This is a genomic window from Thermogutta sp. (assembly GCF_039793925.1).
In the GTDB taxonomy this organism is placed as follows: Bacteria; Planctomycetota; Planctomycetia; order Pirellulales; family Thermoguttaceae; genus Thermogutta.
Map to the genome: position 1 here is coordinate 1 of NZ_JBAMME010000258.1, position 12,565 is coordinate 12,565.

Annotated in this window: 7 protein-coding genes; 5 read left to right on the forward strand and 2 right to left on the reverse strand. The window is 54.8% G+C overall.

The features are described from left to right. Positions 1–74: 74 nt before the first annotated feature. Positions 75–1,397, reverse strand: coding sequence for a right-handed parallel beta-helix repeat-containing protein (locus ABJK56_RS12430; protein WP_347244987.1), 1,323 nt, complete (start codon positions 1,395–1,397; stop codon positions 75–77). A gap of 324 nt (positions 1,398–1,721) precedes the next feature. On the opposite strand from ABJK56_RS12430, the gene ABJK56_RS12435 reads away from it, so the two are divergent. The 4 genes from ABJK56_RS12435 (at position 1,722) to ABJK56_RS12450 (ending at position 8,226) form a co-directional block, all read left to right on the forward strand. After that, positions 1,722–3,152: a sulfatase-like hydrolase/transferase gene (locus tag ABJK56_RS12435; RefSeq protein WP_347245055.1), complete on the forward strand. Its 1,431-nt coding sequence runs from the start codon at positions 1,722–1,724 to the stop codon at positions 3,150–3,152. Positions 3,153–3,295: 143 nt separating this feature from the next. Further along, a complete protein-coding gene (locus tag ABJK56_RS12440) occupies positions 3,296–5,620 on the forward strand; it encodes a tetratricopeptide repeat protein (RefSeq protein WP_347244988.1) in 2,325 nt (774 codons plus the stop codon). Positions 5,621–5,631: 11 nt separating this feature from the next. Then, positions 5,632–6,591, forward strand: a complete 960-nt coding sequence (locus ABJK56_RS12445) for a DUF1559 domain-containing protein (RefSeq protein ID WP_347244989.1) — start codon at positions 5,632–5,634, stop codon at positions 6,589–6,591. Between the two features lie 150 nt (positions 6,592–6,741). Beyond that, positions 6,742–8,226, forward strand: a complete 1,485-nt coding sequence (locus tag ABJK56_RS12450; RefSeq protein WP_347244990.1) for a VCBS repeat-containing protein — start codon at positions 6,742–6,744, stop codon at positions 8,224–8,226. A gap of 42 nt (positions 8,227–8,268) precedes the next feature. Here ABJK56_RS12450 and ABJK56_RS12455 read toward each other — a convergent pair whose 3' ends face one another. Next, entirely contained in the window at positions 8,269–10,269 is a 2,001-nt protein-coding gene (locus ABJK56_RS12455) for a c-type cytochrome (RefSeq protein WP_347244991.1), read from the reverse strand. Between the two features lie 438 nt (positions 10,270–10,707). On the opposite strand from ABJK56_RS12455, the gene ABJK56_RS12460 reads away from it, so the two are divergent. After that, positions 10,708–12,144 carry a sulfatase-like hydrolase/transferase gene (locus tag ABJK56_RS12460; protein ID WP_347244992.1) on the forward strand — a complete coding sequence of 479 codons (1,437 nt, stop codon included), beginning with the start codon at positions 10,708–10,710 and terminating at the stop codon, positions 12,142–12,144. Positions 12,145–12,565: the final 421 nt, after the last annotated feature.

Here is a 12,565-nt window from a genome sequence, read left to right on the forward strand (position 1 = left end):
AACCAAACATGTGTTCATGGGTAAACATCTTTCAATTGCTAGGGTAATCAAGCGAGTATAGCAACTATACTCCTTCAATTGCTTTTTCGAAACGGATATTGTTCAATCCATTCATCGGCTCCGATGTCCGGACGCCTATCTCGCGGTTGCCGGTCGAAGTCGTCTGTCACCTGAGGTAGCAAGGTACCCATGTCGCAGACCGCTGGGTGACGCGTTTTGAGGTGCAGATCACCATGGTGGAAATCCACAAATACATCTAGGTTGGGTGGCAGGACAAGATTCTGTACAGAACGAATCGCGCTGGTAGATTCATTTCGTATGGGACTTCCCACCACAAGGTTATTGGCCACAACGATGCCTGTGTTATCATGAACCAATCTAATAAGCCTTCCAAGGCGGTTGTCGGGATCAAAGACCGTATTATTTGCAATTACACAATCGCGTGTATAGTCGGCGACGATATCGGATTCTTGGCATTTAACAATAAGATTGTTTCTCACAATAATATTCGTCGCATGCACGGGCACGTCTGACGGCTTGTACGAATTGCCGAGAGCAATGCCCACATCGCAATTGACGATGACGTTCCGCTCCACGACGCAGTCGCGGCTGTCATGCCATAAGAATATGGCCCCGCGCCCCTCTCGTGTCCGACCTTGAATATTGTAAAAAACATTGTCCGATATAGTCCACTTGGCTGCGAACATAATATCAATACCGCCAATATAGTTACCCTTAAAATTCTCGGGAGTGTCTGCAGGATCGTCCGCGTAACTTTTGGGACGATCGTTATAGAACAGACAATACATCACTCGGGATCCTGCTGGGCGGGTTACAGTCGGTGGAACGCGGACGCCCTTGATCGCGCGTTGCCAGATGTTGTGCAGAATGCAGTTGTAGATGGTAACCCGATGGACCCCCGAGTCGGTGTCCAGCTTAATGCCGTTCCACCGAACATTTTCAATCGTAAGATCGGCGATAAGGACGTCCGAACAACCATGGACAGCGAGAAGCTCCCCGAGTTGGTGCGGCCCGCCGTCGAGGATAACCTCCTGTCGCCGACCGGTTGCACAGCGAAGTGTTAAACTGTCGGTGTGAATTTCCAACCGGCGGGGAAGCGTATACCGGCCGGGAGTGAGAACGACGGTTGTTCCTTCTTTTGCGCACTCCACAGCCCGAAAAAGTTCCTCCACGGACTGCACGCGGATCACTGGATCCTTTGGCGGAGGAAGGGGCGGCGCCACGCGGATGACCTGAGAGGCGATAGGCAAGTCGGCTTGCTCCGCATGCACACCTGACACAGGCGGAGATACCAGGCAGCAAATGGCACTTGGTAGCAGTGCAATCGACCAAATGAAGCCGGTCGATCGCTGGGCAGAACGTTGGTGCTGTGGCACGGTTACGTTTCCTCGCGACCTCGGCAATAAAGACATGGCGGATCGGCAGCCGCTGGCTATTATGTATATCTGTTGGGCCGAATAGCAAGTCGTGTGAAAAAATATGGGTTCCTTGTAACTTAGAATCACGGCCAAATTGTAGGCACAGGTAACATTATGGGAGAATGTTGCAAAATGGAAAATTGGATTTGTTCTTGCGCAACTGTACGTAATTGCCGGGTTGTTTGCGCGGTGAAACTCGCGTTGTTCTGAACAAACGAAACGGTTTCCAGTTTACCGATTCTCGGAACCGAGCAAGGGAGGCCACGCGCCATGCCACGATGGATGCTCTTCATTTTCGCTGGAGTAATTGCCGTTGGACCATGGGCTCGGGGTGCGGAAGAACAATCCATTCGCCCCAATATCATTCTCGTGTTTATTGACGATCTGGGCTGGGGCGATTTCTCCTGTTTTGGGAACACAGAAGCAAAAACGCCCAACGTGGACGCTTTGGCCGCCGAAGGGCTTCGTTTCTATCAGTTTTATGTCAACTCGCCGATTTGTTCGCCCTCGCGGTGCGCGATCACCACTGGCCAGTTTCCCACGCGATGGCGGATCACATCCTATTTGAACAATCGGGCCGACAATGCTCGCCGCGGAGTGGCCGATTGGCTGGATCCATCAGCGCCGACGCTGGCGCGGATCCTCAGGGAGCACGGCTACGCCACCGGGCATTTTGGAAAATGGCATCTCGGCGGGCAGCGGGACGTCGATGATGCGCCACCGATCTCTGCTTATGGTTTCGATGAATCACTGACGAACTTTGAGGGGATGGGTCCCAAGCTGCTTCCTCTCACTCTTCGTCCCGGTGACAGGGACTACGGCAGGATTTGGGCAGATGCCGAGATTTTGGGAGGACCTGTCGTGTGGATGCCCCGTTCTCAAATCACCAGTGGCTACGTCAACGCCGCCATGGCGTTCATACGGAGGGCGATTCGGGCAAACAAGCCATTTTATGTGAATATCTGGCCGGACGATGTCCATTCTCCATTCTGGCCACCGGTAGACAAGTGGGGTGACGGAAGCCGGCGCCAACTGTACAAGTCCGTCCTGGAAGAGATGGACCGGCAACTTGGGCCTCTGTTCCAATTTGTCAGGAATAATCCCAAACTAACAAATAATACGCTCATACTTGTCTGCTCAGACAACGGTTCGGACGTCGATGCCGGAAGCAGCGGTCCTTTCCGTGGGAGTAAGGCCACGCTGTACGAAGGGGGTATTCGGTCACCCTTGATCGTTTGGGGGCCTGGTCTGGTCGCGAAGGACGCGGCCGGCACCTGGAACAGAACGTCTGTTTTCTCGGCCATCGATTTGGTCCCATCTTTGCTGTCGATCGCCGGGATGGCAGTACCGCAGGGAGTCTCTTTTGATGGCGAGGATGTCTCCCCTGCTCTTCTCGGGAAGCAAGCGGTTTCTCGAAAGTCCCCCCTGTTCTGGCGTAGGCCGCCAGATCGGAAATTTTTTGCCGGCACCGGCCCACATCCCGATTTGGCGATCCGTGAGGGTAAGTGGAAACTCCTGTGTGAGTATGATGGTTCCCGTCCCGAACTTTATGACCTGGAGGCTGATCCCGGAGAGACCACGAATCTAGCCGAGAGGCACGGCGAGGTGGTTTCAACGTTGCGTGAAAAGCTGCTCGCATGGCATGCCGGCATGCCACAGGATAACGGTCCAAAACTGGGCGAGGAAGATCTTCGCAAGAGCCGGAATCGCTGAATGGAATGCTTTGCTTGCTCTTTTCCGATAGCCTTCCATAGAATCTTTTGAGCCCCCCGAGGTTACCCAAAATGAAAGGCTCGCGGCTGAAAGTGTGGGAGCGTCCATTCCGACCTGCGTAAAGTAGGCAGGATACCGTGAATATGTTTAGAAAGCTATTCCTTCCTCTCTGGTGTTGTACGGTTTTGTGGTTGGGCTGTTCCCACCACGGGGGTCAGGCTCTCAATACGCTGGAATCCAAGGCACCGGCTGGCAACACCACAGGCGAAAAGTCCAACGATGATGGAAGAGATGGGGCCACCATATCTGGTCGTTCTCAGTTGATGTTTTCTCAAACCGTACGGGAAATTCTCGTGGGTAGATTAGCTTCGGCCGATCCGGATACTCCGTCCCTTGACACGGCTTGGACAGCGATTGCCGCGCAGCTTCAAGCAAGCGCGCATCGTGCGGACTGCAAGCGGTTAACCATTGACTATCCTCTTGATGGTTCCATCTTCCCCCCGGAAATCGTGCCGCCCACACTTCTTTGGCATGATGAAACACCGGGAGCGGATGCTTGGTTGGTGGCGTTCGTTCTGAACGACGGTGAATCCTGGTTGGGCGCGTTGGTACCCGGCGACTCGCCTCCAGAAGGTGAAATTGATCCTCGATGTCTGACAGAGACAAATGAGGTCTACAGGGGTACACCTTACCAGCGGACGGCAAAAGCTTGGACAGTGCATAGACAACTCTGGGAGAAAGTCAAACAACGTTCTGTAGAAGCGCCGTATCGATTGCTGATTATTGGATTTTCCAGTGACGCTCCGACCCGAGCCCTTTCTTCAGGTGCCGTATTATGTGTCACATCCAGAGATCCTGTAGGGGCTCCGATTTTTTACCGCGATGTTCCCCTGGCTCCCTCACAAACGGAACGCGGTGTCATCAAGCCGTTGAGTGAGGCTTTTCTGCCGCTGATTGCCTGGAGATTGCGTGACATTTCCCAGCCGGAAAGCCGATTGGTTTTGACCGGACTGCTCACCTGCGCGAATTGCCATTCATTTTCCAAAGATGGTAAGACCCTCGGCATGGACGTGGACGGTCCTGCCGGAGATAAAGGCGCCTACGCCATTGTCCCTATTGAGAAGGAAACGATCATCGAGCAAAAGGACATCATCACTTGGAATTCATTCGAAGGTAAACCACCGGGACAGAAAACAATAGGATTTCTCTTTCAGGTGTCGCCCGATCGACGTTACGTCATCACGACGTTGAACGAGTCCGTTTATGTGCAGAACTTTACTGACTATCGCTTCCTTCAGGTTTTTTATCCGACCCGGGGAATACTCGGGTATTACGACCGCGAAACGAAGGAGATGAAACCGCTTCCCGGAGCAGATGATCCTCGATATGTGCACTGTGATCCAGTGTGGACTCCGGACGGGCAGACCATCATTTTTGCTCGCGCGGAAGCGAAAGATCCTTATCCGCCGGGTTATCGCCCGGCTGTGAAAGCGAACGATCCCAACGAGCCGCAGATACAGTACAGCCTTTACCGTATTCCGTTTCGAAACGGCCAGGGCGGAGTGCCCGAGCCGATTCCTGGGGCCTCTCACAATGGAATGAGCAATACTTTTCCCAAGGTATCGCCAGATGGCAAATGGATTGTGTTCGTCAAATGTCGGAATGGCCAACTTTTGCGCCCGGATAGCGAACTGTGGATTGTGCCCACTAGCGGTGGTGAAGCCCGGCGAATGCGGTGCAATACCAGTCTGATGAATTCTTGGCACAGCTTCTCGCCCAACGGTCGGTGGATGGTATTTTCTTCCAAAGTCAATACTCCATATACGCAGATGTTTCTCACGCATATCGACGAAAACGGGAACGATAGCCCGCCGATTTTGATTCCCAATTCCACGGCCGCTAACCGTGCGGTCAATCTCCCGGAATTCGTGAACCGCCCTTATGAAGAATTTGTTGCGATTCGCGTTCCTGCTACCGAGTATCTCGAGATCGGGATGCGGGGCATCAAACTGTATGAACAGGGCAGACTGGATGAGGCTTTGCAACAGTTCGAACTGGCACTTCAGAAACAGCCCGATTACCTCGAGGCACATGTAAGCATTGCAGTCATTCTGATGGATCAGGGGCGGTGGGAAGAGGCCATCCCGAAGCTGGAAAAGGCTTTGCAGCTTGATCCTGATTGCTGGTTTGCTCACGCCAACCTGGGGATTATCAGAGAAAAACAGGGGCGAAAAAAAGAAGCCTTGGCACACTTCCAAAAGGCTGTGGAGTTAATGCCGACCAACCTCAACGCGCGGTTGAATCTCGGGCGAGCGCTTGCCGAGGCGGGGGCGTTTCAAGAGGCAATCACACAGTTTGAGGCGGCAATTAGACTTGCCCCGATATTGGCATCCTCATCGCGCTACTGTTACCGGCGGTGCAAGCGGCCCGGGAGGCGGCCAGACGCTCACAGTGCACCAACAATTTGAAGCAGCTTGCCTTGGCGGCACACAATTACGCGGATGTCCACAAGATGCTTCCGCCCGGAGAAATTGGAACGGGCATTATGTGGGGTGGCGATCCGGTGAACACCAATACGGAGCGCTTGTCAACGTGGGTCATGCTTCTACCCTTCTATGAACAGCAGGCGCTCTACCAACAAATCAGTGGGCCGTTGACTGTTGGAACCACTGTGCTCCCGCCATGGGGGCGCGATCCGTCCACGAACACGCCGGGTGATCCGGCCAATACCCGGTTTTATCCGCCGTGGACTACGCAGATTGACGTTCTTTTGTGCCCGTCTGACGGTAAGATCAGACAAAAAGGTGTGAACGATCAGGGCCGCACGAATTACCGGACCTCAGTGGGCGATTCCATTTACCGTGGATGGGCCCGAGATGGCAACTCTCAAACTTGCCGCGGTTTGTTCGGGCTTCGTCAGGGGGTCCCGTTTGCGGCGATCACCGACGGTACGAGCAACACAGTCATGTTCTCCGAAAGGCTATTTGGCGGCAATGCGAATCTCATTAAAGAGGGTATGGCTACCAACGTGATCAGTATGAATCCGAACGCCGCTGTGGCCCCTGCCGAATGTCTCCAGACCAGAAATCCCGCTCGACCGAACGAGTATTTAACCGGTACTTATGGCACGGCCGGCTGGTCAGGGCGACGGTGGGCAAGTGGTATTCCACAGTACACCCGGTTCAACACTGTCCTGCCGCCAAACAGTCCTTCGTGCAACGACAGCACATGGGATGAGCGGAATGCCGTTATCACTGCCACAAGCAATCACCCGGGCGGTGTAAACGTGGCGATGGCGGATGCTTCCGTTCGCTTTATTTCAGAGACCATCAACGCCGGCGATCCGACGTTGCCCGAGGTCCAATCAGGGCCCAGCCCGTACGGTGTGTGGGGTGCTTTGGGAAGCAAGGACGGCGGCGAGTCCGTGCAGGCTCCGTAGTGTAACCGTTTCGGCCATAGAAACCAACCTTTGTCATTCGTGAGAAAGGCGCGGAACGCCTGGGGATTCCAGAACGCGTGGGGAATATCCATCAAAATATTCCTCACGCTTCTTTGTTGTTTGGCGACAGGTTGTGGGCGACAACCTTCGTTGAACGACCGTCGGATTGCGGGGGCGGTGGCGTCCTTGCAGCCCGTGAATGTGGCGGAAGTGGAAGAGCACATCAGGAGGTTCTGCGGCGACTGCCATGCTGTTCCGCGACCAGGGGCCTTTCCCCGTGATCGGTGGGCCGAAGAAGTTCGAATCGGCTACCAGCAGTATGTCCGTTCTGGACGGGACGATCTGAATCCGCCGCCAATGGCGGAAGTGATTGCGTATTATCGTGCGCAGGCCCCAGAAAAACTGGCTTTTCGTGTTCCCCAAGACCTGGGGCGAGCCTTTCGTGTTCGTTTTCGTCAGGAAGACATCGATTGGGAAGGTCGCCCACGCGCGGCTCCGACAGTCTCGGGCCTTGCGTACCAGAAACTTCCGGGTAGCGACAGGCCTTGGCTGATCGTTTCAGACATGGCGACCGGCATGATCACAGCTCTGGACATAACGTCAAGGGAGTCGCGGTTCCTGGCCAGGCTTCGATTTCCCTGCCGAGTTGAGGTTTGCGATCTGGAGCGTACTGGCCGCCTCGGCTTTGTGGTGGCCGAATTGGGCAGCTTTTTCGCGATGGATCATCGGGACGGCAAGGTTGTTTGGTTGCGCCCCGAAGAAGAGGGACCGCAATTTCGAGTGATTCCGATTGCTGAGAATCTCGGTCGCGTGGCCGATGTGAGAATTGCCGATTTCGACAGTGACGGCGATCCGGACGTGCTCGTGGCGGAATTCGGTCACTATCGCACGGGCGGAATTCTGGTATTGGAAAACCAAAGCACCAAAGGAGGACCGCTTCATTTTGCTATTCACCGGCTTGATAGTCGTCCGGGAACCATTCACGTCCCCGTAACGGATTTGAACACCGACGGTCGGCCCGACTTTGTCGCGCTGATCAGCAATGAGTGGGAGGCGGTCGAATGGTTCCTCAACCTGGGAGACAATCGATTTCTCTGCCGTCCCATCTGGCGGGCACCAGACCTGACTTTTGGGTCCAGTGGGCTGGAGCTGGTGGATCTCGACGGAGATGGCGACACTGATATTCTATTCACCAACGGAGACAGCTTCGACAACCTGTACGCTAATCCTTCTCACGGCGTGCAGTGGTTGGAGAACCAAAGCGCCGATTCGCCCGAAGGCTTTCGCTACCACCGACTGTTGGACTGGCCCGGTGCATATCGGGCTGTGGCAGGCGATGTTGACGGGGATGGCGACCTCGATATTGTGGCCTCCGCGTGGCTGCCAAAGAGCGTTCGTCCTCAGGAATTGCAACGGATGGAAGTTCCGTCTCTGTTAATTCTTGAGCAGGAACCCGGTCCTGTATTTAGATGCCATATACTCGACCGAAGCTGGCCGCAGTTTCCGGTACTTTTGCTGACCGATCTGGATGAAGATGGCGATCTTGACATCGTAGCGGGTCGGCATTCTGGACTTGAGGGTGGAACATCTGACGCCATTGCGCCGCTACGCGTTTACTGGAATCAAATGAAATGAGAATAGTAAGCGTGTTTCGGAGCCGACGCTATGACGGCGACCTCACCGTTGCCCATTCTCAGAAATGTAAGCCGGTAACCACGCGAGTGATTCGGCATGGATCCACCGCTCATAATTCGTCGTGTGCAGGGTGGGCCGCGTTCGGAGATTCTGGCAAAAGATGACGAGGGCACTCACCTGGTCAGGGGGAGCACTCAAACAAGCGGGGTGGGCGGTGCCGGGCATGCCGAGGCGGATTCGCAAATAGAGTTCAGCGAAACTTTCGCCTCCTTTGAAAGGGTCCTGGCGGAGATTCCGCGGCGGATTCGGGAATCCCCAGTCATCCCACAGGGCCAGATCAGAATGATTGTCTCCCCCCGTGCCGTGGCAGTTGGTGCATCCCAAGCTGCTGTAGGTGGCTCGCCCAAAAGACAGTAATTCCTCGCAGAATTTGGGTGCGGGAGGAATGCCGACTCTTGGACCGGGGGTTGTCTGAATCTCCGCAGCGGACCTGAGTTCGTCGGGAGAAAGCTCTTCGCCAATGCTTCGGTATTGCTCGACAAGTCGATCCTGGGCCCCTTCCCGACGCATTTTGAAAATGAATTCTGCAAGACCGAGAATATCCTCTTGGGACAGCTCATCGAAGCCCCGCATGCTTGTCCCGGGCATTCCGTAGCGAATGACAACCGCAATGTCCTCCACGCTGGGGATCGCGTTCTCCGAGCTTACGATACGGAAAAAATCGCGGCGAAGATTGCGCGGGCGCGGAAACAAAAACCGCGATGCGACGCCGTTACCGTCTCCCGTTTCGCCATGGCAGGCAGCACAGAATTGGGCATAGAGAGTCTCCGGAGTTCGCGAAGCTCTTGTAACCCGATTCTGAAAGGTTGTGGATGCCATTAAGGATAGGGTCTTTGCTTCCGAAGTGAATTCTCGGTGATTTTCTTTTCGTTGTTCGATTGGTTCCGTAATGCCCATCGAACTTCGGAGCTGTGCTTCTTTACGGCGGCATTGCTCGCGAAAGAGCTCATCGGCACGCTCCATGAGCTGAAGCCCCGCACGCGCGCTGCCTGCCAGCCCTTCCGCAAGAGCTATGGTGTGAAGCAGGCTCCGGTCAGAAGTGTTTTCAAAGTCAACATGGGCGAGCCATTGTCGGGCTTGCGCGGGACAACCCAATTCGAGCTCGAGCTCCGCCATCTCGCGAATCAACGCTGGCGAAGAGAGAAGCTGTCCAAAATCCGAGCGAAGAATGTTCCTCGCTGTTGACCAGTCACCAGTTGACCGCAACCCATGCACAAAACAGGATTTGGCAAGCTCACTCTGGGGCAGCGATTCGTACCACTGCCGACTTATTGCAAGAACCTCAGACCAGCGGTCCTGTTGCTCCAGCAATTCGCACAGCGCAAGGAGAGCCAACTCATGCCGGGGTTCCAGGGACAGCGCTTTGCGATAAGCCTTCTCTGCTTGGACAACATCTCCGCGGTGCTGATGATAGACACCCTCCATGTAGACCACGTTGGGATCGTTTGATGCGTCTGCCCGCCACGCATTCAGAACTCGCTCCGCCTCCTCGAAACTCTTTCTGGCGATGGCTCCGTAAATGAAAGCCTCTGCCACCTGGCTTGGATCATAACCCTGGGAAATGAGGTCTCCCACATCGTTTCCCTTGCCGGGCGCTAGACGACCTGCCTGGATCAAGGCGAGACGCTGTTCCCGTTCGACGAGCACGGAACGGACGGCCAAACTCCTGGCCTGGGACAGTGCCTGGCCGAACGCCTGCGGTTGGTTCAATCGTCGATAGAGTGTGGCCCGAAGAAGAAAAACTCGGCCATCATGGGGCGAGAATTTCTCCGCCCGATCGAGCCATTCTTTCGCGAGGGTTACTTGGCCCTGCCGAATAGCGTTTGACGCCCGGCGGCGTGCATCGGCAGCCAGCACCCGCGGGAAAATCACAACACTCAACGTTCCGACCACCACACCGAAAAGCCCAATGATCAACCCGACCCGCCAATGGGTTTTGAATCGGTGGCTCAACTTGAGAAAGCACAAACGCGCATCCGGCATGGCGCCTGTCGCCTTTGAATATTGCATGAGCAACAAAACTACGAGACTGAAAAATGTTTGGTCTTGGCAAGCCGGTTGCCTGTGCAAAGGTTCTTAGCCGATTTTAAGCTGACAATCAGGCGGTTGGAAGTTTTTTGGCAGAATGCGAGCGAGGGTAGGTAACATATGCCGTCCATCGTTCGGATCGCGTCAATCATGGCACCCGGTAGTCGCGAACTCGGAGCGTTCGAGTAACAATTCAATCAACATCAAGTGAAGGGTTGGGAAGCCCACAATGAAAGAAAACGTTCGGATGAACATTCCCGGTCGCCTCAAGGACGGATCAGACGTGAGGCGCTGCCTCAGACGCGTGCGCCCATCACGTTGTGGAATATATATAGTTTTGGTCTGCCCATTGTGGAAGCGCGTTATCTTGTCCGGAAACAGTGGAGGTGCCTTATGCGTGTTGCGAAGATAGTGTGGTGCTTGCTCGCTTTCGCCTCGATCATGGGCATGCTCGGCATCTGCTGCGACAGCCTGGCTGCCGAGGCGGAAAATGACACCTCGCGGCCTAATTTTCTTTTCATACTGACGGACGATCTCGGGTGGGGTGATCCCAGTTGTTATGGAAACCGTCATTTTCGGACTCCCAACCTGGACAGGCTGGCACGGGAGGGCATTTTGTTTACCCAGTACTATCAAGCAGGATCTGTGTGTTCCCCCAGCCGGGCAGCTCTCATGACAGGGCGCTATCCGGCGGAATTGCGGATTCATGGTCATCTGGCGAGTCCGGAGCAAAATGCTGCAAGAGGTATGCCAAACTATCTTGACCCACAACTCCCCACTTTGCCGAGACTCTTAAAAGCGGCAGGCTACACCACGATCCATGTAGGAAAATGGCACTTGGGGCGTCCACCTGGGGCGGGCGGTGGGTTGGAAGTGTATGGTTTCGACGTAGCCCGGTGGATTGATTGTCAGGAGGGGGGAAGAAATCTTTGGAGCGTACAGGAGCGACCTGTTGCTGCCAAGGAGCTTGTCGACGCCACAATCGCGGCCCTGCGCAATGTTTCTGGGAAACCCTTTTACTGCCAATTATGGCTGAACGATCCGCACGCTCCTCTGGCACCGTCCTCCGAACAAATGGCTCCATTCCGGCGGCAAGTTCCCGAAGGATTCACAAGCCCGTTTATGGTCTATGCAGCCACGGTCACCGAAATGGATCGCCAAATAGGACGCCTTCTCGCTGCCTTGGACGAGCTGGGCCTGGCGCGAAATACAGTCGTCATATTTTCCTCGGATAACGGACCGGAGGATATTGATATCGCAAACGCCTCATGGTCGGCTTACGGAACTGCGGGACCGCTTCGGGGTCGAAAAAGAAGCCTGTACGAGGGCGGCATTCGGGTGCCGTTCATCGTACGCTGGCCCGCTAAGGTTCCCGGTGGCCTTGTAAACAATACAACGGTTGTTTGTGGCGTTGATTTTCTCCCCACGCTGTGCGAGTTGGCCGGCGTGAGCTTGCCCACAGAGGTGAAAGCAACCTGCCGGGGCGAAAACATGGCTCGAGCCTTTTGCGGGGACAAAAATGTGCAAAGAAGCGGAACGCTCTTCTGGGAATGGAGATTTCGAATATTCAACCATCCTTGGAATCGCAGTCCCATCCTTGCCGTGCGCGAGGGACCGTACAAACTTTTGTTTAATCCGGACGGCTCGCGTGTCGAGCTGTACGACATCCCCCGCGATCCCGGGGAGTACAACAATATGGCGTCGGAACATCCAGACATTGTCCAGGAGCTCATGAAAAAGGGCATCGATTGGCAGAAGTCTCTTCCTCCCGGGCGGTTCGATAAGGAAGCAGGTCGGGCCGATTACCCCTGGCCGCAAGGGGAACAATAGGGCGCCACGAACCCGGTTTCGTCGGGGGTTTCTGATGAACGATGGCGCGGGGAGCAACCGCTGACCAACTGCGCGAACGTACGATTAAACCCTGATGGCGACGAATGCCCGAAGTGTCATGCGGACTTCGGGCATTTCCAATTTCTTGTTGGGTGTCAAGGCGCATTCTCTCCCCTGAAAAGGTTCATGAAGAACCCAATTGAACTATCCAACAGAAACATGACAGCGTTCCAGGCGGACCGCGTGACTGAAAACCATACAACAAGCCGCGTGGAGCCGTGCCCACTCGTCATGTTTCTCAGCGGCCGGAGATCAAACCAACAGGGTGTTCCATTGTCAGTTTTTTGCCAATGTGTATAGGCAAAAATTCTTTTAAGATGTCCATATCAGAAAAATTGTTGACATCGCTATCCGAAAAGAG

What these genes read in the sequence shown, in the direction of transcription:
- ABJK56_RS12435 (WP_347245055.1), top strand. Translation starts at nt 1,722, where the DNA reads ATGCTCTTCATTTTCGCTGGAGTAATTGCCGTTGGACCATGGGCTCGG.
- ABJK56_RS12440 (WP_347244988.1), top strand. Translation starts at nt 3,296, where the DNA reads ATGTTTAGAAAGCTATTCCTTCCTCTCTGGTGTTGTACGGTTTTGTGG.
- ABJK56_RS12455 (WP_347244991.1), bottom strand. Translation starts at nt 10,269, where the DNA reads ATGCCGGATGCGCGTTTGTGCTTTCTCAAGTTGAGCCACCGATTCAAA.
- ABJK56_RS12460 (WP_347244992.1), top strand. Translation starts at nt 10,708, where the DNA reads ATGCGTGTTGCGAAGATAGTGTGGTGCTTGCTCGCTTTCGCCTCGATC.